The organism is Eikenella sp. NML03-A-027 (assembly GCF_001648395.1).
Classification (GTDB): Bacteria; Pseudomonadota; Gammaproteobacteria; order Burkholderiales; family Neisseriaceae; genus Eikenella; species Eikenella exigua.
Map to the genome: position 1 here is coordinate 1 of NZ_LXSM01000008.1, position 21217 is coordinate 21217.

At 50.3% G+C, this 21217-nt stretch carries 20 protein-coding genes and 2 pseudogenes; 17 read left to right on the top strand and 5 right to left on the bottom strand.

Translation table 11 applies throughout. The annotated features are described in order from the left end of the window. Positions 1–292: 292 nt before the first annotated feature. Complete coding sequence (gene ruvC, locus A7P96_RS03980; RefSeq protein ID WP_067441723.1) at positions 293–829, bottom strand: crossover junction endodeoxyribonuclease RuvC; 537 nt, start codon at positions 827–829, stop codon at positions 293–295. Positions 830–1037: 208 nt separating this feature from the next. Between ruvC and minC the strand changes: the two genes are divergently transcribed. The 4 genes from minC to A7P96_RS04000 all read left to right on the top strand — a co-directional run bounded on the left by minC (position 1038) and on the right by A7P96_RS04000 (position 3899). Further along, positions 1038–1757 (top strand): septum site-determining protein MinC, encoded by a 720-nt coding sequence (gene minC, locus A7P96_RS03985; RefSeq protein WP_067524929.1) that lies wholly within the window; start codon positions 1038–1040, stop codon positions 1755–1757. A gap of 129 nt (positions 1758–1886) precedes the next feature. Beyond that, positions 1887–2699, top strand: a complete 813-nt coding sequence (minD, locus tag A7P96_RS03990) for a septum site-determining protein MinD (protein WP_067441717.1) — start codon at positions 1887–1889, stop codon at positions 2697–2699. Positions 2700–2702: 3 nt separating this feature from the next. After that, positions 2703–2975, top strand: a complete 273-nt coding sequence (gene minE, locus A7P96_RS03995) for a cell division topological specificity factor MinE (protein WP_067441713.1) — start codon at positions 2703–2705, stop codon at positions 2973–2975. Positions 2976–2978: 3 nt separating this feature from the next. After that, the gene (locus A7P96_RS04000) at positions 2979–3899 is read left to right on the top strand and encodes a hydrogen peroxide-inducible genes activator (RefSeq protein WP_067524930.1); all 921 of its coding nucleotides are present in this window, start codon (positions 2979–2981) and stop codon (positions 3897–3899) included. Between the two features lie 33 nt (positions 3900–3932). On the opposite strand, the gene A7P96_RS10670 is transcribed toward A7P96_RS04000, so the two are convergent. After that, a complete protein-coding gene (locus tag A7P96_RS10670) occupies positions 3933–4136 on the bottom strand; it encodes a hypothetical protein (protein WP_156496263.1) in 204 nt (67 codons plus the stop codon). Between the two features lie 2 nt (positions 4137–4138). On the opposite strand from A7P96_RS10670, the gene glyQ reads away from it, so the two are divergent. The 13 genes and pseudogenes from glyQ to rfbD all read left to right on the top strand — a co-directional run bounded on the left by glyQ (position 4139) and on the right by rfbD (position 17329). Further along, positions 4139–5050, top strand: a complete 912-nt coding sequence (gene glyQ / locus A7P96_RS04005) for a glycine--tRNA ligase subunit alpha (RefSeq protein ID WP_067524932.1) — start codon at positions 4139–4141, stop codon at positions 5048–5050. 112 nt (positions 5051–5162) lie between these two features. After that, positions 5163–7226, top strand: a complete 2064-nt coding sequence (gene glyS / locus A7P96_RS04010) for a glycine--tRNA ligase subunit beta (protein ID WP_067524934.1) — start codon at positions 5163–5165, stop codon at positions 7224–7226. A gap of 66 nt (positions 7227–7292) precedes the next feature. Next, positions 7293–8267, top strand: coding sequence for an FkbM family methyltransferase (locus tag A7P96_RS04015; RefSeq protein WP_067441702.1), 975 nt, complete (start codon positions 7293–7295; stop codon positions 8265–8267). Between the two features lie 32 nt (positions 8268–8299). Then, positions 8300–9373 (top strand): glycosyltransferase family 9 protein, encoded by a 1074-nt coding sequence (locus tag A7P96_RS10210; RefSeq protein WP_082887901.1) that lies wholly within the window; start codon positions 8300–8302, stop codon positions 9371–9373. 28 nt (positions 9374–9401) lie between these two features. Next, positions 9402–10613 (top strand): glycosyltransferase family 9 protein, encoded by a 1212-nt coding sequence (locus tag A7P96_RS10215; RefSeq protein WP_082887902.1) that lies wholly within the window; start codon positions 9402–9404, stop codon positions 10611–10613. A 21-nt stretch (positions 10614–10634) separates the two neighbouring features. Continuing rightward, a complete protein-coding gene (locus A7P96_RS10220; protein ID WP_082887903.1) occupies positions 10635–11741 on the top strand; it encodes a glycosyltransferase family 9 protein in 1107 nt (368 codons plus the stop codon). Next, complete coding sequence (locus A7P96_RS04025) at positions 11734–12795, top strand: glycosyltransferase family 4 protein (protein ID WP_067524938.1); 1062 nt, start codon at positions 11734–11736, stop codon at positions 12793–12795. The genes A7P96_RS10220 and A7P96_RS04025 overlap by 8 nt, the downstream gene beginning before the upstream one ends. Positions 12796–12816: 21 nt before the next feature. After that, positions 12817–13890, top strand: coding sequence for a dTDP-glucose 4,6-dehydratase (gene rfbB, locus A7P96_RS04030; protein WP_067524939.1), 1074 nt, complete (start codon positions 12817–12819; stop codon positions 13888–13890). A gap of 225 nt (positions 13891–14115) precedes the next feature. Then, a complete protein-coding gene (locus A7P96_RS11165) occupies positions 14116–14277 on the top strand; it encodes a hypothetical protein (protein ID WP_231863630.1) in 162 nt (53 codons plus the stop codon). 73 nt (positions 14278–14350) lie between these two features. Beyond that, the gene (rfbA, locus tag A7P96_RS04040; RefSeq protein ID WP_067524941.1) at positions 14351–15217 is read left to right on the top strand and encodes a glucose-1-phosphate thymidylyltransferase RfbA; all 867 of its coding nucleotides are present in this window, start codon (positions 14351–14353) and stop codon (positions 15215–15217) included. Positions 15218–15237: 20 nt separating this feature from the next. Beyond that, entirely contained in the window at positions 15238–15675 is a 438-nt protein-coding gene (locus tag A7P96_RS04045; protein ID WP_067524942.1) for a hypothetical protein, read from the top strand. Positions 15676–15887: 212 nt separating this feature from the next. After that, a pseudogene (rfbC, locus tag A7P96_RS04050) lies at positions 15888–16432 on the top strand (dTDP-4-dehydrorhamnose 3,5-epimerase). Between the two features lie 24 nt (positions 16433–16456). After that, positions 16457–17329 (top strand): dTDP-4-dehydrorhamnose reductase, encoded by an 873-nt coding sequence (gene rfbD / locus A7P96_RS04055; protein WP_067524944.1) that lies wholly within the window; start codon positions 16457–16459, stop codon positions 17327–17329. A gap of 78 nt (positions 17330–17407) precedes the next feature. Here the strand turns inward: rfbD and metE are convergent. The 3 genes and pseudogenes from metE to A7P96_RS04070 form a co-directional block, all read right to left on the bottom strand. Beyond that, a pseudogene (metE, locus tag A7P96_RS04060) lies at positions 17408–19654 on the bottom strand (5-methyltetrahydropteroyltriglutamate--homocysteine S-methyltransferase). Between the two features lie 311 nt (positions 19655–19965). Next, on the bottom strand, positions 19966–20487 hold the full coding sequence (locus tag A7P96_RS04065; RefSeq protein WP_067524946.1) for a hypothetical protein: 522 nt from the start codon (positions 20485–20487) through the stop codon (positions 19966–19968). 215 nt (positions 20488–20702) lie between these two features. Continuing rightward, positions 20703–21152, bottom strand: a complete 450-nt coding sequence (locus tag A7P96_RS04070; protein WP_067524948.1) for a hypothetical protein — start codon at positions 21150–21152, stop codon at positions 20703–20705. Positions 21153–21217: the final 65 nt, after the last annotated feature.

Sequence of the window (21217 nt, forward strand, 5' to 3'; positions counted from 1 at the left end):
TCTGCTTCAAAGAAACCAACAGGACAATGTCAAAACATCGTCTTGTCTTCTTCTCAACAGTGCAGGTGTAAAACACCCACACTTATCGGTAATCTGATTGTTAAAGAGCTGCTGAACCGTAAAACTGACAACAAAACCGTGCCGTAAGGAACAGCGAAGATGCGGACTATACGCCTACCAAAATATTTTGTCAAATACCGAAAAACAAAATATCCACAAACAAAAACTAAAGCACTAGGGTGAAATGAAATTTACCCGGCATAAATACAACTGACTACTGGCTACCTGAAAATCAAATCTGAAACCGGCCACCTTTAATCTGCGAAGCATTGCGCAATTTCGCTGCCAAACTATGATTACGTAACGCATGGGTGAGCGCCACGGCTAAGCCGTCGGCCGCATCGGCTTGCGGCTTCCCTGACAGCCTCAGCATCTGCACCACCATATGCTGCACCTGTTCCTTGGCTGCCTTACCCTGCCCCACCACCGCCTGCTTCACCTGCAAAGCCGTGTATTCATACACAGGCAACCCGCGCAGCACCAACGCCGCCACTGCTGCCCCGCGCGCCTGCCCCAGCATCAACGTGGCAGCGGGATTGACGTTCACAAACACCTGCTCCACCGCCGCTTGGTTCGGTCGATAAGTATCGATAATCTCGCCGATGTGCTGCACGATAATGCCGATACGTCCGGCCAGCTCGTCGCCGGGAATGGTTTTGATGCGGCCGGATGCCACATAGCTCTGATTCTGCCCCAGCACATCAATAACGCCAAATCCCGTTACCCGGCTACCCGGGTCGATGCCCAAAATCCGTATCGGCTTCCGCATAGTTTTTCCCTTTAAATTACTCAAACTGGTTTTCAGGTAGCCTCCGGCTTGCCAAGCAGGCTACCTGAAAACCGATTCGCCGCATTATTATAAGCCAAGTTTTCAGGTAGCCTGATATAAGCCAAGAGTCACACAGATTTGAAGTAGCCTACATAAAACGGTAAACTGCGAGCCGTTTCAATTCTTAAATTACGACTCCATCGCACCGATGAAGCCAGCATTCGACATCAAATCCGCCCGTCTCGACGCGCTCGCCATCCAGCTCAACACCGCCGAGCTGGCGACCATCCGACAAACCCTCACCGAGCGCGCCGCACAATACCGCGAGCTCAGCGATATGCCGCTGCTGCTTGACGTGCAGGCATTCGACTCGCCGGACAACCTAGATTTAGACAGCCTGCTCGGTCTGTTTGCCGAGCACAGCCTACCCATCGGCACCCTACGCCATCACGACGAGCAATGGCAGGCTGCCGCCCGCGCCCATCACTTAGCCTTTTGCAGCGATAACGCCAATGGTGAAGAACACAAAAGGCTACCTGAAAACACGCAACACGAAACGCCCAGCACCCCGTCCGCTCCCACCGTGCGCCAAACCCTTGTGGTGGAGAAACCTATCCGCACCGGTCAGCAGGTGTATGCCGAAAATGCCGACCTCATCGTACTGGGCTTGGTAAACGAAGGGGCCGAAGTCATTGCCGACGGCCATATCCACATTTACGCTCCCCTGCGTGGCCGCGCCCTGGCTGGCGCCAGCGGCAACCAAAATACCCGCATTTTCGCCCAATCGATGCAGGCCGAGTTGGTATCCATCGCCGGCATCTACCGCACTTTCGACCAACAGCTGCCGCCGCACCTCCACCGTCAGGCCGTGCAGATATATTTGCAAAAAGAGCGGCTGTCCATCGCCGCCCTCAACAAGATTATTTGAAACAACTTTATTTAGCTACACAATACAAACGGCGGCAAACCATTTTCAGGTAGCCTTCTTCAGGTAGCCCGCCAAACGTAACAACCCATTTCAACAAAACAGATTCACATAAGGGAAAGGATCATAACCGTGGCAAAAATTATTGTAGTAACCTCCGGTAAAGGCGGTGTGGGCAAAACCACCACCAGCGCCAGCATCGCCAGCGGCCTAGCTCTAAAAGGACACAAAACCGCCGTTATCGATTTCGACGTCGGCCTGCGCAACCTTGACCTCATCATGGGTTGCGAACGCCGTGTGGTGTACGACTTAATCAACGTTATCCAAAACGAAGCCTCGCTGCGCCAAGCGCTGATTAAAGACAAGCACTGCGACAACCTGTTCATTCTACCCGCCTCACAAACCCGCGACAAAGACGCGCTCACTCGCGAAGGCGTGGAACACGTGCTCACCGAGCTCACCGAAAAAATGGACTTCGAATTTGTGATTTGCGATTCGCCCGCCGGCATCGAAACCGGCGCACTGATGGCACTGTATTTTGCCGATGAAGCCATCGTTACCACCAACCCCGAAGTATCCAGCGTGCGCGATTCCGACCGCATTTTGGGCATTTTGCAGAGCAAGAGCCGCCATGCCGAAAAAGGCGAGCAAGTGAAAGAACACCTGTTGATTACCCGCTACAATCCCGATCGTGTAGAAAGCGGCGAAATGCTTTCGGTAAAAGACATCGAAGACGTACTGCGCATCCCGCTCTTGGGCGTGATTCCCGAATCGCAAAACGTGCTGCAAGCCTCCAACGTTGGCCTGCCTGTGATCCATCAAGAAGGCGTACCTGCCGCCGAAGCCTATAAAGACGTGGTGGCCCGCCTACTGGGCGAAAACCGGCCAATGCGTTTTTTGGAAGCAGAGAGAAAAGGCTTCCTGCAACGCCTGTTCGGAGGGTAAGCCATGTCATTGATTGATATATTGTTCGGCAAAAAGCCCAAATCCGCCAGCATCGCCCGCGACCGCCTACAAATCATCATTGCACAGGAGCGCGTGAAATCCCAAGCACCGGACTACTTGCCCACCCTACAGAAAGAGCTGTTGGGGGTATTATCGAAATACGTGCACGTTTCCCTCGACGATATCCGTATCTCACAGGAAACACAAAACGGTGTGGACGTGCTGGAGCTCAACATCATCCTGCCTGACTTCCAACGCAAAAGCGAAGAAGGCTAAGCCATGACCCTGACCGAATTGCGCTATATTGTGGCCGTTGCACAAGAACGCCACTTCGGCCGTGCCGCTCAACGCTGCTTCGTCAGCCAGCCCACCCTCTCCATCGCCATTAAAAAGTTGGAGGAAGAACTCTCGGTTTCGCTATTCGACCGCAGTAGCAACGAAGTCAGACCCACTGAAACCGGCGAGCGCATCATCACCCAGGCGCACCGTGTTTTGGAAGAAGCCGACCGTATCAAACACCTAGCCGCCTCCGAGCAAAATGAGCTAGCTGGCGTGTTCAAGTTGGGGCTGATTTTTACCGTGGCTCCCTATCTTTTGCCGCGTCTGATTTTATCGCTGCGCAAAGTGGCACCCGATATGCCCCTGATGCTGGAAGAGCACCACACCGCCAACCTCACCGATTCCCTGAAAAAAGGCGAATTGGACGCCATCGTGGTGGCCGAGCCCTTCCAAGAGTCCGGTATCATCACCGAGCCGCTTTATAGCGAACCGTTTTTCGTTATCGTGCCGAAGGAGCACGAATTTGAAGAGCTCGATGCCATATCTGTGCAGCAGCTGACAGAACAGCAGGTGCTGCTGCTCAGCGAAGGCAACTGCATGCGCGACCAAGTTTTAGAAAGCTGCAGCAAACTGGCCTCCCGCCAGCGCATCCTCGGTCTGGCCAACACCCTGCAGGGCAGTTCCATCAACACCATCCGCCATATGGTGGCCAGCGGCCTGGGCATCAGCGTACTGCCCTCCAGCGCCCTCACGGACAACGACCACCTGCTGTTTTCCATCATCCCCTTCGAGCCGCCCGTACCCAACCGCCGCATCGTATTGGCCTCACGCCGCAACTTCGTGCGACCGCAGGCATTGCAGGCATTGCGCCAAGCCATTCTGAAATCCCAGCTTACCGGTGTGCGTTTTGCCGAAGCCTAGCCGGTTTGGCAGAGGCTACCTGAAATCGTCTGATTATTTTTCAGGTAGCCTTAAAACGGCCGGCAAGCGGCAAACCATAATGCCTGATGAAGCACAGTGCTTCAGCCATGCCTTTAAAGATGAAAAGGCTACCTGAAAATCCCCACAACCATTTTTCAGGTAGCCTTTAGCTTTGTTTTGTTTAACCGGCAAACCAAGTACAATACCGCCATTATTTTTTCCAACTTTTCCGCACAACCATGCTCACCTTCCAACAAATCATCTTCAAACTGCAAAACTACTGGGCCGCCCAAGGCTGCACCCTGCTCCAGCCGCTCGATATGGAAGTTGGCGCCGGCACATCCCACCCCGCCACCTGCCTGCGCGCGCTCGGCCCCGAACCGTGGTTTGCCGCCTACGTCCAACCCAGCCGCCGCCCCAAAGACGGCCGCTACGGCGACAACCCCAACCGCCTGCAGCACTACTATCAATTTCAGGTAGCCCTCAAGCCCGCCCCGGCCAATATTCAAGACCTCTATCTCGATTCCCTGCGCGAATTGGGCATCGACCCCAAAGTGCACGACATCCGCTTCGTCGAAGACGACTGGGAAAACCCCACCCTCGGCGCATGGGGCTTGGGCTGGGAAGTTTGGCTCAACGGCATGGAAGTCACCCAGTTCACCTACTTCCAACAAGTCGGCGGCATCGACTGCACCCCTGTGCTTGGCGAAATCACTTACGGCATCGAACGCCTGGCGATGTACCTGCAAGGAGTGGAAAACGTTTACGACCTCGTTTGGGCAAAAACGCCGGACGGCAACACCATAACTTACGGCGATGTGTACCACCAAAACGAAGTCGAACAATCCACCTACAATTTCGAATACAGCGATGCCGACTGGCTGCTGCGCCAGTTCAACGACTACGAAGCGCAAGCCAAACGCCTGCTGGCCGTGGAAAACACCAGCCTCGCCCTGCCCGCCTACGAACTCGTCCTCAAAGCCGGTCACACCTTCAACCTCTTAGACGCACGCGGCGCTATTTCCGTAACCGAGCGCGCCACCTACATCGGCCGCATCCGTGCACTAAGCCGCACCGTGGCGCAGAAATATGTGGAAAGCCGTGAGAAACTGGGCTTCCCGCTGATTAAAAACAAGGCGCAATCAGCCTGAAAATGCTAGAATTCTCACCAACCTAACAAACAAGTGCCGCCTGCCTCCTGATTAAAAACCCAGCACCATCTACAGCAACGGCAGGCTACCTAAAACCAAACGACACGCTGCAATGAACACCCAAACCCTTTTAATCGAACTCCTCACCGAAGAACTCCCCCCTAAAGCCCTGAATAATTTAGGCAACCACTTCGCCGCTTCTGTTGCCGAAGGCTTGGGAAAAGCGCAACTGATTGACGGCGCAGCTGAATTTACCGCCTACGCCTCGCCGCGCCGTCTGGCCGTTCAAATCAAAAACGTCAAATCCGTTCAAGCCGATCAGAAAATCGTGAAAAAAGGCCCTGCCGTGGCGAATGCCATGAAAGACGGTGTACCGACCAAGGCTTTGGAAGGTTTTGCGCGCGGTGCTGGGGCGAAAATCGAAGACTTGACCATCGTCCACGACGGCAAGCAGGATGTGTACGCCTACGAATACGTCCAAACCGGCAAACCGTTGGGCGAACTTTTGGAAGACATTATCAATCAATCGGTTAAGAAACTACCGATTCCAAAAGTAATGCGCTGGGGCAGCAGCACGTTTACCTTCGTGCGCCCTGTTCACGGGCTGATTGTGCTGCACGGCGGCGACATCGTGAACGTCAGCATTTTGGGTCTGCAAAGTGGCAATCAAACCTTGGGGCACCGCTTCCTGTCCAACGGCGAAATCACCATTGAAAACGCCGACAGCTACGCCGCGCAAATGCGTGAACAAGGCAAAGTCGTCGCTTCGTTTGCCGAGCGTAAAGCCGCCATTCAGACAGCCTTGAATGAGCATGCAGGTCGTCTGAAAGCTACCGTAGCCGCCGATGGAGCACTGTTGGACGAAGTTACCGCACTGGTCGAATGGCCTGTGGTATTGGAAGCCGGTTTTGAAGAACATTTCCTCGCCGTGCCGCAGGAATGCCTGATTCTGACCATGCAGCAAAACCAAAAATACTTCCCGCTGCTCGACCAAAACGGCAAGCTGATGAACCGCTTCCTGCTGGTCTCCAACCTGCAAACCGAAGACCCGTCGCACATCATCCAAGGCAACGAACGCGTCTTGCGCGCGCGCCTGTCTGATGCCGAGTTCTTCTACAAACAAGACCAAAAAGCGACTTTGGAAAGCCGCCTGCCCAAGCTGGCGAACGTGGTGTATCACAACAAAATCGGTTCGCAAGCCGAACGCATCGAACGCCTGCAAAGCATCGCCGCCCACATCGCCAAAGCTCTGGGTGCAGATGCCGTCGCAGCCGAACGCGCCGCGCGTTTGGCGAAAGCCGACTTGGTGACCGAAATGGTCGGCGAGTTCCCCGAACTGCAAGGAACAATGGGCAAATACTATGCCCGCTTGGACGGCGAAACCGAAGAAATCGCCGAAGCCATTGAGCAGCACTATCAACCGCGTTTTGCCGGCGATAGGCTACCTGAAAGCAAAACCGCCACCGCCGTAGCGCTGGCCGACAAACTGGAAACCTTGGTCGGCATTTGGGGCATCGACCTGATTCCGACCGGCGACAAAGACCCCTACGCCCTGCGCCGTTCCGCCTTGGGTATTTTGCGGATGCTGATGCAGTATGGCTTGGACGTAAACGAGCTGATTCAGACGACCTTCGACAGCTTCCCCAAAGGTTTGCTCAACGAGAAAACGCCGCCTGAAACCGCCGACTTCATGCAGGCGCGTTTGGCCGTGTTGCTGCAAAACGACTATCCGCAAGACATCGTCGCCGCTGTACTCGCCAAACAGCCGAGCCGTTTGGACGATTTGACCGCCAAACTGCAAGCCGTTGCCGCGTTCAAACAACTGCCCGAAGCCGCCGCACTCGCCGCTGCCAACAAACGCGTGCAAAACCTGCTGAAAAAAGCCGATGCCGCGCTGGGCGAAGTCGATGAAAGCCTGCTGCAACAAGACGAGGAAAAAGCCCTGTATGCCGCCGCGCAAAGTTTGCAGCCGAAAATTGCCGCCGCTGTTGCCGAAGGCAATTTCCAGACCGCCTTATCCGAACTGGCTTCCGTCAAACTGCAAGTCGATGCCTTCTTCGACGGCGTGATGGTAATGACGAAAGACCCCGCCGTAAAACAAAACCGCCTGAACCTGCTGAACCGCTTGGCAGAGCAGATGAACGCGGTGGCAGATATTGCTGTGTTGAGCGAGTAGCTAAATTTAGCTGAAATATCAAGCATTTTATTACTAATCTCAACTTTAATACTTGGAAATAATTTTATGAAGCATATTCACCGCCCGTTACCATTCGTGCTGACATCTACAAATACCGGAACAATGATCGTGAATCACCAAGATTATGCCTATGATCAACAAGGTAATTGTTATGGAGTAGGATATCAATATCTCAGCCAAGGTAGTTTCGACCCTTCCGAAATCGAACTAGTTCTGAACCTACTGAATTTACGTAAGAATTATCATGGCGAAGGAGTGGTTGCACTAGATTGTGGTGCGAATATAGGTGCACATACCATTGCCTGGGGCATAGAAATGACAGGATGGGGTAACGTTATTTCTTTTGAAGCTCAAGAACGTATTTATTATGCCTTAGCAGGAAACATAGCTTTAAATAACTGTTTCAATGTAAAAGCCATTCACGCTGCTTTAGGTAATACCAAAATACTACCAGATCCATCTACCCACTTCTTGGATATACCAGTTCCTGACTATACCAAACATGCATCGTTTGGTAGCTTAGAACTACGCCCTTCTGACCATAATGAGTTTATTGGCCAACAAATAGACTATCAGAAGCATACGCAAAAAGTACCATTGCTATCTATTGACACTTTAGATTTGTCACGAATTGACTTAATCAAAATGGATGTGGAAGGAATGGAAATAGAAGTGTTAAATGGCGCAACAGATAGCATTAAAAAAAATAGACCCGTTATGTTGGTCGAAATCTTAAAATCTGGCGGAGATAAAATAGTTGATTTTTTCCAAAGCCTTGGATACACATTCTTCACCAAAGATATCAACCTATTAGCCATTCACAAAAGTGACCCAATCTTAGATCACCTTAAGGTAGGGCATAGTGAATACCGCTTACTTTCCAAACGGCTATGGCAAAAAAAAGAACATTCTGAAGCCTTACACTATTATGCAATATATCTGAAACAGCGAATAAATAAGGATAATGAGCTTACAGATGTCCATTTATTTCATCCTGACGTAGACAAGCCAAACTTTTAAACAATTTATCTTAATTAACGGCTTATAATTATATGAAATTATCCAAAGTGATTATTGCTTATTTATTTGGGAGAAAAAAGAAGTGCAACAACTTTGATTTGAATAATATATCATCAATTCTAATTCGCCCATTTGGTTTTGCCTTAGGTGACAGCCTGATACATCTCGCTTTTGCAGAACAATTAAGGAGTATATATCCAAATCTAAAGTTAGGCATTATGGCTGGACGAAACCGAGATTTATTTATAGCAAGCAATCTCTTTGATAAAATTATTCCTTGTAATTTTCTTGAATATACGAAAAATCATAAAAAATGGCAGTTACTATTAGACTTCAGAGAAACATACAATACCCCTGATTTAATCGCTGATAAAATCTTATCTCCTGAGACGACAATAATTTTCTCTAAACAAGATAAAGAATACTATAATCTCGAGACAATTTCTAATTATGATTTCTGCTGCCCGTTTGATCCAAATAGTCATGTCGTAAATCATCTTCAGACTTCTATATTTGGTCAATATTTCGACTTACCGAGAATTATTCCGAAATTAACAATTCCACACGTGGAAATAGATAAAGTGTTGCCTATTTGGGATAGGCTATTTACCCTACCTGCCAATCTTGGCAAGACTCTAAATATACTGCTAGCCCCTCAAGGAAATGCTCAATTGAAAAAACAAATTCCCCCCTCAGAGTTAGCACAACTACTTAACGAAAGTCTTCCCGCATCCTCCAGAATCAGGGTATTAATGGGATACACAATTGGTAGCAAAGAATATTTCCAAACTCTCAAGGAATTATGCCGTTATGACATACTATTAGGTCTATCACCACCCACTACTTTAAAAGAATATTTAGCTTTATCAGCATCAGCAGATATTATCATTGGCGTAGATAGCGGAACTGTCCATCTAGCGTGTGCATTACAAAAACCATTATTAAGCTTCTATGCACGACATAACATAGATACTTGGCATCCATTATCAAATCCAAACACTCCTCACTTGATGATTACCGCCTCTCAAAACAATAACAACCCAGTAGCTACTGAAAATTTCCCTATTGAATTGGCAGTAAAATGGTTATCCCAACAAATTTCGTAATGTCGGTTGGTTGTATATAAAGATCAAAATGTCACTTAAATATAAGTTAAAATTATGGAATTATAAGCGTAAATTTACCTACAAGAAGGCAAAAATTTTCTTCTATTACTTACCTTTATTAGCTATCGACACAATATTTGCAAGAAAACCTGTATCCAACTTACCCAAAAAAGGCAATATATTATTAATATTCAATAATGTAATTGGTGACACTGTAGTCTGTACTGGCCTGCTTAGAAACTTAGTAGAATTAGGTTATGAAGTTTCTGTTTCATCACGAAAACAATCTTTGGATTTATTAAAATATAACCCTTATATAAAAGAAACCTTTCTTTACAATGATAACAAACTAACGAATTTCTTTTACTCCTTATTATTACTTAGAAAAAAGAATTTTGATTTAGCCATCGAAGTACGTATTGCGAGAAAACCCTCCTATAAAGACTTACTTTATCATGCATTAATAAAATCACCAATATTAATTGGTTGTAATAAGGATATGTTTAAAACTTTTAATGTAACTATCCCTTGCAAATTGCAACAAGTACATGTAATCGAACCTTTAAGAAGAATATTAGATATATTTGGTAAAACTATAACTTATAGAGACATGTCTTATGACTTATTTTTTTCTCAAGCTGAAGAGGACTATGTTGCAAGCCAAGTATCTGAGAAAAATTTCATAATATTTAATCCACTTGGTAGTAAAAACACGCATTGCTTATCCCCAAAACAAGCTCAATGCATATACGATCAACTGAATATCTTAGGGTATAAAATCTTTATTACTGGAGAAAAAGAAAAACTAAGCATACTAGGATTTAGCGAAAGCATTATTTTTCAATCTAGAAATATTATTGATATAATTCCTTTGGTGAAGAAAGCAAAGTTAATTGTTAGTGTTGACACATCAATTATTCACATTGCAACCACTTTCAATAAGAATACCATCGCCATTTACCCACACTCATCCAAAATTCATATACCAAGCCCTCCACAGAGCGAATTAGATCTAATAAAATACAACTACTGGCTATATTACACCCAAATGGAATATGGTTTATATGGCATACCAGTTAACAAAATATCTAACTTCTTCTCTATTAGCACGGTTTTCTGGCATCCAAATAACCCAAACAGCATACAAATTGTTGTGGACTATGACTACATATCCAAAGCTAGCTCAATAGATTTAACTTATCGCATCAATGAAGCCATCGACTCTTTAAAAGTGTTCTAGTAATTCATTACCATTAACATTATGAACATTCCATTTTCAAAAAGAATTATTATCCGCCTGTTTGGTCAAAAGCGACACTCTATTGGCTTTGATTTTAATAATATAAAATCCATCCTAATCCGCCCATTAGGGGATGCTGTCGGCGATGCAATTATCAATCTAGCTTATGCCAAGCAATTAAAAAACATTTACTCAAATATCCAATTAGGCGTACTGGTTACTAATAGAAATAAAAATATTTTTTCCAACTCTCCATTAATAGATAAAACGATAGATAGAACTCCTATCAACTATCTTAGGCAGCGAAAAAAATGGGATTTACTCCTAGACTTTGGTGAATGCCTGGATAGTAGAAGCATTACTGCTTCATCTATTCTTTCTCCTCGTGCTATTATGATTTTTAAAAAACGGGCACGTAAATATTACTCTATGCAAAATGTTCATAACTATGACTTTTACTGTCCCTACAATCCAAAGGATCACGTAGTTCGACATTTACATACATCATCTTTTTCCCAATACTTCTCTATCCCAGAGGCTATCCCAGAATTAAAAATCCATCTAACTGAACAAATTTCTGGGAAATTCTGGCAATGTGATACCGAAAAGAAGATTCGTATATTTTTAGCACCGCAGGGTAGTGTTCCTTTTAAATGCTTGCCAGAAAAAGAGTTATCAGAGTTACTGAACTTGTTCAATAAAAATTATTTTAGTCAAGCTAAATTTATTGTATGCAACACCAAAAACTCAGAAGAATATTTTAAAAAATTAAAACTATTATGTACTTCTGACATTGATTTATCACTTGCTCCAAAGACCTCACTAGAAGAATATATTGCGCTAACAGCATCATCTGATATTGTTATTGGGGTAGATAGTGGCACAGTGCATTTAGCGTGTGCCCTGAAAAAACCTCTTCTAAGTTTTTATGTTGACCATAATATAAATACATGGGGCCCACTGCATCACAAAGATGTTCCCCATTTTATGGCAGTTTCCCACTCTGAGAAATGTTTTTCAGAAAGTGAGGAAATTAGCTGGCAACATCGTGGGGATTTCCCTATTGCAAAAGCTGCAAACTGGTTAAACCAACAAATCACCGCCATTTTGGAGCAACAAAATGCATAAACTCATCGCATTAAGTACCCACAAATTCGCCACTGGTGGTGGAATAGAAAGTTATACGATTGATTTGGCGAAGCAGCTTTCAAATGATGGAAAAAAAGTTAAGGTTTATGCCTCGAAATTTGATCATAGCTTACCGGAATACTCCAAAATTCAACCGGTATTAATTAATCAAAAACATACTCTGAAAAAACTGCGGCCATTTTTCTTTACCAGACAGCTAAATAAAATTCATCACACTGATGAATATCTGATTGCCTGCAACCCTTCTGATTATGCCGATATTTATATTTGTGGTGGGACTCATTTAGGCTACCTGAAAGCCATGGAGCAATCGCCAAACTTGATTGACAAATTGGCTGTATATCGGAATCGTACCAATTATACCACTGCAAAATCCATTATGGCGCACTCAGAAATGATGCGTCAGGAGCTGATTAATCTATATAATATTCCGGCACAAAAAATCCAAACAATCCACCCGCCTGCCGATACAAACCGCTTCACCCACCATTCAGAAGGAATTGCCTCTATCCGGCAACAATATGGGTGGAAAGATGAGGACGTTATTTTCCTATTCCCGTCCACAGGCCATAAACGCAAAGGATTAGATTTATTGGCAGATTATTTTAAAACCACTACCTTGCCCATCCGACTTGCCGTTGCCGGGTCACCGCTTCCTTATCCGATTGCAAACGTGCAGGAGTTAGGCTTTTGCAAAAATATGCCAGATCTTTACCGCGCCGCTGATTACACCATCATGGCCTCGCTATATGAGCCTTTCGGCTTAGTGGGCGTGGAATCAGTGTTATGTGGCACTCGTGTTGTTTTATCGGAAAATATAGCATGCTGCGAAGTTATGAATAACGAGGCAGGCTTCTTCTTCTCGCGGGAAGATAAGCACAGTTTGGATCAAACTATTCGCCAAGCTGTTGCTCTTAAACAGCAAGGCCGACATAAAATCGACAAACCACTATCGGCATTAGCTTACAATCCTACTCTTGAGTATCATATAACCAAGCTCTATGCCATGCTGGAAGAGCTGGAACATAATTAGAACACTCCAAGTATCTGCTTTATGCACCTCCTCATCACCGGCGGTGCCGGCTTTATCGGCTCGGCAGTTATCCGCCATATCATCCATCACACTCGAGATTCTGTTATCAACCTCGACAAGCTCACCTACGCAGGCAACCTCGAATCCTTGGCAGAAGTTTCAGGTAGCCCCCGTTATACCTTTGAGCAAATTGATATTTGCAACCATGCCGAGCTCAACCGCATATTTGCCCAGCATCAGCCCGACGCGGTGATGCACCTGGCAGCAGAAAGCCATGTGGATAGGAGCATAGACAGCGCTGGCGAATTTATCCAAACCAATATTGTCGGCACCTTTAACCTGCTCGAAGCAGCCCGCTCCTATTGGCAAAGGCTACCTGAAAGCCGCCGCGTGGCATTCCGCTTCCACCATATCTCCACCGATGAGGTGTTTGGCGACTTGCATGGCACCAGCGATTTGTTTACAGAAACTACGCCCTATGCCCCGTCCAGCCCCTATTCTGCCAGCAAGGCTTCCAGCGACCACCTTGTGCGCGCCTGGCTACGTACCTACGGCCTACCCGCCATCATTACCAACTGTTCCAACAACTACGGCCCCTACCACTTCCCCGAAAAACTCATTCCGCTGATGACTCTGAACGCCCTAACCGGCAAACCCCTGCCTGTCTACGGCAACGGGCAACAAATCCGCGATTGGCTCTTTGTGGAAGACCATGCCCGTGCGCTGTATCAAGTCATTACCCAAGGCAAAATCGGCGAGAGCTACAATATCGGCGGCCACAACGAAAAAACCAATCTTGAAGTGGTACAAACCATCTGTACCCTGCTGGAAGAACTTGCTCCCGAAAAACCTATTGGCGTGTCGCGTTATGCTGACCTGATTACCTTTGTGCCCGACCGCCCAGGCCATGATCTGCGCTATGCCATTGATGCCGCCAAAATCGGCCGCGAGCTGAGTTGGCAGCCGCAGGAAACATTTGAATCCGGTATGCGCAAAACCGTACAATGGTACTTGGATAACAAAATCTGGTGGCAACGCATCCTCGATGGCCGTTACCGCCTGGAGCGGCTTGGCCACTACTTATCAATCCAATAATCCGGAGATCCTATGAACATCCGTAATAGCATACTGCTCAGCTTCCTTACCCTCAGCATCGCTCTCTCCTGCGGTGTGGAAGCCAAAACCCGCCCCCACCGCGCACCTGCTGCCACCCAGCAGTAACAACGCGCCGACGGCAGCAGCCAAGAGCGCGCCGTGGTTATCCACGAAAACGACACCCCGCGCGGCATTGCCGCCGAAAACCGCTGGATTGCCTAAAACATGCCCGGCTACCGCAAAGTCGGCCAAGCCCTGGTTCAAGGGCAAAACGGCATCTACGACCGCATAAGCGTAGTCGGTCCGAACGGCGAGCGCAAAGAAGTATTCTTTGAAATCAGCGAATTCTTCGGCCGCTACAACGGCAAACTGCTGGGCGCGGAATAGGCACAGCAAACCATAAAAAGGCTACCTGAAACATTTGTTTTCAGGTAGCCTTCTGCCACAGAAAGGCAACCGTATGAAAGGCATTATTCTCGCCGGTGGCAGCGGCTCACGGCTGTACCCCATTACACGTGGTGCCGCCAAACAACTCATGCCCGTATACGACAAACCGATGATTTATTACCCCTTATCGGTATTAATGCTCGCCGGCATCCGCGACATCCTCATCATCACCACCCCCGAAGACAACGCTGCCTTCCGCCGCCTGCTCGGCAATGGCAGCGACTTCGGCATCCGCCTTCAATACGCCGTACAACCCAGCCCAGACGGCCTTGCCCAAGCCTTCATCATCGGCGAAGAATTTATCGGCGGCGACAACGTCTGCCTCGTATTGGGCGACAACATCTTCTACGGCCAATCCTTCACCCAAACCCTGCAGCAAGCCGCCGCCCAAACCCACGTCGCCACCGTATTCGCCTACCAAGTGAAAGACCCCGAACGCTTCGGCGTGGTCGAATTCGACCCGCACCTCAAAGCCCTATCTATCGAAGAAAAACCCAAACAACCCAAATCCAACTGGGCGGTAACCGGCCTCTATTTCTACGATAAACGCGTAGTCGAATTCGCAAGACAAATCAAGCCATCCGCACGCGGCGAGCTCGAAATCTCCGACCTCAACCAGCTCTATCTCGAAGACGGCAGCCTTTCTGTGCAACTGCTCGGCCGCGGCTTCGCCTGGCTCGACACCGGTACACATGAAAGCCTGCACGAAGCCGCCTCATTTGTGCGTACCATCCAAAACGTGCAAGCCCTTCAGGTAGCCTGCCTCGAAGAAATTGCCTGGCGTAACGGCTGGCTTTCCAACGAGCAATTGGCCGATTTGGCCCAATCTATGGCCAAAAACCAATACGGCCAATACCTGCTGCGGCTGCTAGAAAAATAACCTCACTCTGCTTACCAATCATGAAACCAATCCTCCTCATCCTCCTGCTCGCCGCCCCTCTGGCCCGCGCCGACATATCTCTTATCCGCCCCATGAGCCCGGCCGAATGCAAACAAGCCGTTATCGACAGTATGGAGATGTTTGTAGACAGCCGCTACTGCGAAAAAGGCGACACCGAACAAACCCGCCGCCAAGCCATGATCGGCTGGTATGCCATTGGCGAGCTCAACAGCAAATCCGGCAATGAAGAATTCAACCGCTGTGCCCTTACTCCAGAGCAACGCCAAGAACTCTCCGACTTAACCAAACACTACGAAGCCATCATGCGCAGCCCTGAGCGCCTGCAACAATTCTGCACGCCTGACAACCGCGCCCGCATCGCACCGCTCTACCCCCGCTATATGCACCTGTTGCAAGAAATGGAAAACATCCGCAACCGGCGTAGCGAACATCCGTAACCCCTTTTCAGGTAGCCCCATGCGCCAAGCCCTACTCCTTGCCACCATGCCCGCGACCGCCCAAACTTAAAACAACCGCTGGACACATTTCCGCCTTACCAACACCGAAGGCAAACCCATCAGCTTCTACAGCAACACCAAATGCTGAATCAACTCAACCGCAGGAACTAACCCAGGCTACCTGAAACCACCAACTACCAAAGTACCCCATCATGAACATCCTTCCCACCACCCTTCCCGAAGTCAAACTCCTCCAGCCCCAAATCCACGGCGACGAGCGCGGCTTCTTTATGGAAACCTTCCGCGACAACTGGTTTCGCGAACACATCGCCCCGCGCACCTTCGTGCAGGAAAACCACTCCAAATCCGGCCAAGGCGTCTTGCGCGGCCTGCACTACCAAACCGAAAACACCCAAGGTAAACTCGTGCGTGTGATTGCCGGCTAAGTGTTCGCGACGTGGCCGTCGACCTGCGCCACAGCTCCCAAACCTTCGGCCAATGGGCCGGCGCCGTTCTCTCCGCCGAAAACAAACACCAGCTCTGGGTGCCCGAAGGCTTCGCCCACGGCTTCTACGTACTCAGCCAAGAGGCCGAATTCGTTTACAAATGCACCGACTACTACAACCCCAAAGCCGAACACTCCCTGCTGTGGAACGACCCCGCAGTCGGCATCGAATGGCCGCTGCAAGGCGAACCCAAACTCTCGCCCAAAGACCTCACCGGCAAACCGCTGAACCAAGCCGTATTGTTTGATTAACCATCCCAATTTCAGGTAGCCCCCATGAAACTCCTCATCACCGGCCACCACGGCCAAGTTGGCCAAACCCTCATCCAACAGGCCGCCGCCCACAATTTTCAGGTAGCCGCTTACGACCGCAGCGGGCTCGACATCGCCGACCGTGCCGCCGTATTGCAGGCCGTCGAGCGCGAGCAGCCCGCTGTGATCATCAACGCCGCCGCCTACACCGCCGTGGATAAAGCCGAAAGCGAACCGGCCGCTGCCTATGCCGCCAACGCCGAAGGCGCCGAAAACCTTGCCCGCGCCGCTCACGCCGCAGGCGCCGCCATCCTGCATATTTCCACCGACTACGTTTTCAACGGCCAAACCAAACGCCCCTACCGCGAAACCGACGCCCCCGATCCCCAAACCATATACGGCCGAAGCAAACTGGCCGGCGAACAAGCCGTGCAGGCCGCCTGCCCACGCCACATCATCCTGCGCACCGCCTGGGTGTTCGGCGAACACGGCCACAACTTCGTGAAAACCATGCTCCGCCTCGGCCGCGAACGCGACAGCCTCGGCATCGTGGCCGACCAAAGCGGCGCCCCCACCTATGCCGGCTACATCGCCGCCGCCCTGCTGCACATCGCCGGGCGCACCCAAACCGAAAACTGCCCCTACGGCCTCTACCACTTTTCAGGTAGCCCCTACACCACCTGGCACGGCTTTGCCGCCGAAATCTTCCGCCGCGCCGCCGAGCAAGGCATCCTGCCCCGCGTGCCCGAACTGCGCGCCATCACCACTGCCGACCACCCTACCCCCGCCCGCCGCCCCGCCGACTCCCGCCTCGACTGCAGAAAAATCCACACCGCCTTCGGCATCGCCCCCAGCGATTGGCAAAGCGCACTGGGCAATCTGGCCGACTATCTTTAAAGCATCCAAAAATTTTGGCTTCGCAGAAATTCGCGTCGCTCATTTTCAGGTAGCCTATTATTCCAACTGCCTCAGCGTTTAGCGGCTAACGTTTTTATCCGCCAATTCCTTACGCAGTTTCTTGGTAACCGCCATCATCACTTCAAGCTGTTCCAAGGTTTCTTTCCAGCCGCGGGTTTTCAGGCCGCAGTCGGGGTTCACCCACAGGCGCTCTACCGGCACCACTTCCATGGCTTTGTGCAGTAGGCGTTCCACTTCGGCTTCGGTGGGCACGCGCGGGCTGTGGATGTCGTACACGCCGGGGCCGATGTCGTTCGGGTATTTGAAGTCGCCGAACGCGGTGAGCAATTCCATGTCGGAACGTGAAGTTTCAATGGTAATCACGTCTGCATCCATGCTGGCGATGGCGGGCAGGATGTCGTTGAACTCGGAATAGCACATATGGGTGTGGATTTGGGTGCTGTCTTCCGCGCCGGTGCTGGAGAGGCGGAAGGCTTCGCAGGCCCAGGCCAGGTATTCGTCCCACTGCGCTTTTTTCAGCGGCATGGCTTCGCGAATGGCGGGCTCGTCGATCTGGATAACCTTAATGCCGGCTTTTTCCAAATCCAGCACTTCATCGTTCAGCGCCAGTGCGATTTGCTTGGCCACTACGCTCAGCGGCACGTCGTCGCGCACAAACGACCATTTAAACATGGTTACCGGACCGGTGAGCATGCCTTTCATCGGGCGTTTGGTGAGGCTCTGCGCGTAGGTAGACCAATAAACGGTCATCGGGTTGGGGCGGGACACGTCGCCGAAAATAATCGGCGGTTTCACGCAGCGGCTGCCGTAGCTCTGCACCCAGCCGAATTGGCTGAAGCAGTAGCCGGCCAGCTGTTCGCCGAAGTATTCCACCATGTCGTTGCGCTCGGCTTCGCCGTGTACGGGCACATCCAGCTCCAATTTTTCTTGGATTTCCACGCAGTAGGCGATTTCTTTCTTCATCGCGGCATCGTAGTCGGCAGCGGAGAGCTCGCCTTTCTTGAACGCGGCGCGCGCTTGGCGGATTTCGGTGGTTTGCGGGAAGGAGCCGATGGTGGTGGTGGGCAGCACGGGCAGCTTCATCCATTCCTGCTGTGCCTGAATGCGCTGAGCAAACGGCGATTTGCGTTGGTCGGCGCCTTTGGGCAGGTCGGCCACGCGTTTTTGTACGGCTGCATTGTGGATTTTCTTGTTGGTTGCGCGGTCGGCGGCAGCGGCATCGGATTCGGCCAAGGCAGCCTGAACAGCAGATTTGCCGTGTGCCAGCGCTTGTTTCACCACGCCCAGTTCCACCAGTTTCTGTGCGGCAAAAGCCATCCAAGATTTGATTTCGCCGTCCAATTTTTCTTCCACGGCCAAGTCTTGCGGGCTGTGCAGCAGCGAGCAGGAGGGGGCAATCCACAAGTTGTTGCCGAATTTGGCTTTCACGGGCTCGAGTGTGTCGATTACCTTGTTCAGGTTGGCGCGCCACACGTTGCGGCCGTCAATCAAGCCAACAGACAGCACACGGTTGTCCGGCCAGCCGTCGGCAAACACGGAGAGTTGCTCCGGTGCGCGCATGCAGTTGATGTGCACGCCGTGTACGGGCAGGGATTTCAGCAGGTTCAGGTGTTCGGCCACGGAGGCGAAATAAGTGCCGATGACGATGCGCACGCCGGTGTTAGTCAGTTCCTGATACACGGGGGCGAATGCGTCCAGCCACACTTGTGAAGCTTCGGCAGCCAAAATCGGTTCGTCAATCTGAATCCAATCCACGCCTTCGGCAGCCAGCTCGCGCAAAAGTTGTGCATAAGCAGGCAGCAATTTAGGCAGCAGCAGTTTGGTTACGCGGCAGCCGAAGTCTTCTTTTTTCTTGCCCAACCAAGCCAGCGTAACCAGGCCCACCAGCGTGGGCTTGATGTCGTGGCCTTGCGCTTTGGCTTCTTTGATTTGCGCAATCAGGTTTTTGGCGTTTACCTTAAATTCAGTGTCGGCAGACCATTCGGGCACAATGAAGTGGTAGTTGGTGTCGAACCATTTGGTCATTTCCATCGCAAACTGGGTGGCGTTGCCGCGTGCCAGCTGGAAGTATTCCGGCAGGGTTAGTTTGGCTGCGTCGAAGCCGAAACGAGAGGGAATACCGCCCCGAATGCACAGTAAATCCGCATCAATAGCTTTGGGGGTGGCCCAGTTGATGCGACAAATGTCGACCACTACGGCTTACATCTCAGCCTCGCATTTCACACCCTTCCAAAAGGCTTCAACAACAAATTTCAGCTCGCGCTTCGTGCCAATGCGCGGGTAGCCGGAGAGGTGGAATGGTATTTATGGATACTCCTTCAAAAGTAGGTGAATAATAAAACACCATGTGTAAAATTTCTCAGTGAGTAAGTTTGCAGCACAGCAATATGCAAGCGATAAATCTGCTGCTTTGCAAGAATGCAATTAATGCAAACAGCTTGATTTTCTATTATTTTTCAAATTATTGAGTCAGTTTTAAAATTTCTTCCTAGTTTCAACCATTTCCCATCTTTATAAACAAATGGATAGAAGAAAAAAGTCTAAGCTGGATATTTTCAGGTAGCCTTTCCATCACCCACAAAAAGCTACCTGAAAACACAGCTACACTCCCGCCCTCAAAACCACTTCGGCCATAGTTCGCGGCTTTTCGGATTGGCGAAAAACGGCTGCAACAGGCGTTGCAGCTGCAGCAGGTAGGGGGTGGCCACTGGGTCGCAGCAAAGAGCGGCGCGGTAATACAGGGCGAAGATTTCAGCCTGCTGCTCCATATTGAGGCGGTTTAAGTGCGGCACGGTGTCGAGCATGGGCAGGCGGTAGGCGCGGTTTTTCAGGTAGCCCAAACGCAAAGCCAGCAAACTGCCGCCAAACCACACGGGAAAGCCGTTTTGATGCTGCCAAACATGCGCTAGCTCGTGCACCAGCCAAGCGCGTTCGATCAAGGGGCGCTGGGCGAAATCGGGGTAGAACCGGTTGGTGGGGAAGTAAACATGGCCGAAGGGGGCAATGGCAATATTGCGGGTAGGCAGCCACCACGCGCCTCCATGCAAGCAGATGCGTTCATAGCGCAGCCCGCTGCCAAACACGCTGCGGGCGAGTTTGATTTCGGCGGAGGTGAGCGGGCGGGAACGTGGGGGCATGGGTGGTTTATCAATCAATAGAGTTAAGAGGCTACCTGAAAGTTGCTGGCTATATGGAACTAATAGCTTACATTTTAACTATGCAGCAACTAGGCTTTTCTCACTTCGTTGCAGCCGCGGTCCACTTCGTAGAAACTCGTCTTCCTGCAGAAGCCTCGTTTTAACTTCGTTGAAGCTGCGCTTTCAGGTAGCCTTAAATGGTAAAACAACGCGGCTCAATGCTTACGGCTGTGGTTTTCGATGTCCTCGCACACGGTGGCGAGGAAGTCGAGGTATTTCGGGTCTTCGCCCGCCCACATTTCCTCTTCGCCCAACGCGTAGGCGCGGATGAGTTCGTCGGCGTCACGCTCGAAGTGGCCCAATTCAAATTGCGCCTGGCCGAGCCGCAGATGCAGAGAGGGGTTGCCGATGGCGTTTGGGCAGTGCATGGCGTGGCTGAGAGCATCGCGGGCGGCTTCGTGGCTGCCGCGCAAAAATTCGGTGTCGCCCACCACGGCTAGTATCCAAGTGGCAGCTTCCCATTCGGTTTGCGGCGCGGGCAGCAAATCCCATGCCTGCCAAAAGCGTTCGATGGCTTCGGCATAGCGTTCTGCACCGGCCAGCTCGTCGCCCTCTTCGCACAACGCGGTGATTTGCTCGTAGATATGGTCGTTCAGTTCGGCCATGGCGGGCTCCTTCTTTAGAGATGCCGCGTATTATACAGGCTACCTGAAAGCCTTTATTCCCTCCT

Excerpts from the sequence above, each read along its gene's own strand:
- ruvC (WP_067441723.1), bottom strand. The coding sequence starts at position 829 with ATGCGGAAGCCGATACGGATTTTGGGCATCGACCCGGGTAGCCGGGTA.
- minC (WP_067524929.1), top strand. The coding sequence starts at position 1,038 with ATGAAGCCAGCATTCGACATCAAATCCGCCCGTCTCGACGCGCTCGCC.
- minE (WP_067441713.1), top strand. The coding sequence starts at position 2,703 with ATGTCATTGATTGATATATTGTTCGGCAAAAAGCCCAAATCCGCCAGC.
- A7P96_RS04000 (WP_067524930.1), top strand. The coding sequence starts at position 2,979 with ATGACCCTGACCGAATTGCGCTATATTGTGGCCGTTGCACAAGAACGC.
- glyQ (WP_067524932.1), top strand. The coding sequence starts at position 4,139 with ATGCTCACCTTCCAACAAATCATCTTCAAACTGCAAAACTACTGGGCC.
- glyS (WP_067524934.1), top strand. The coding sequence starts at position 5,163 with ATGAACACCCAAACCCTTTTAATCGAACTCCTCACCGAAGAACTCCCC.
- A7P96_RS04015 (WP_067441702.1), top strand. The coding sequence starts at position 7,293 with ATGAAGCATATTCACCGCCCGTTACCATTCGTGCTGACATCTACAAAT.
- A7P96_RS10210 (WP_082887901.1), top strand. The coding sequence starts at position 8,300 with ATGAAATTATCCAAAGTGATTATTGCTTATTTATTTGGGAGAAAAAAG.
- A7P96_RS10215 (WP_082887902.1), top strand. The coding sequence starts at position 9,402 with ATGTCACTTAAATATAAGTTAAAATTATGGAATTATAAGCGTAAATTT.
- A7P96_RS10220 (WP_082887903.1), top strand. The coding sequence starts at position 10,635 with ATGAACATTCCATTTTCAAAAAGAATTATTATCCGCCTGTTTGGTCAA.
- A7P96_RS04025 (WP_067524938.1), top strand. The coding sequence starts at position 11,734 with ATGCATAAACTCATCGCATTAAGTACCCACAAATTCGCCACTGGTGGT.
- rfbB (WP_067524939.1), top strand. The coding sequence starts at position 12,817 with ATGCACCTCCTCATCACCGGCGGTGCCGGCTTTATCGGCTCGGCAGTT.
- A7P96_RS11165 (WP_231863630.1), top strand. The coding sequence starts at position 14,116 with ATGCCCGGCTACCGCAAAGTCGGCCAAGCCCTGGTTCAAGGGCAAAAC.
- rfbA (WP_067524941.1), top strand. The coding sequence starts at position 14,351 with ATGAAAGGCATTATTCTCGCCGGTGGCAGCGGCTCACGGCTGTACCCC.
- A7P96_RS04045 (WP_067524942.1), top strand. The coding sequence starts at position 15,238 with ATGAAACCAATCCTCCTCATCCTCCTGCTCGCCGCCCCTCTGGCCCGC.
- rfbD (WP_067524944.1), top strand. The coding sequence starts at position 16,457 with ATGAAACTCCTCATCACCGGCCACCACGGCCAAGTTGGCCAAACCCTC.
- A7P96_RS04065 (WP_067524946.1), bottom strand. The coding sequence starts at position 20,487 with ATGCCCCCACGTTCCCGCCCGCTCACCTCCGCCGAAATCAAACTCGCC.
- A7P96_RS04070 (WP_067524948.1), bottom strand. The coding sequence starts at position 21,152 with ATGGCCGAACTGAACGACCATATCTACGAGCAAATCACCGCGTTGTGC.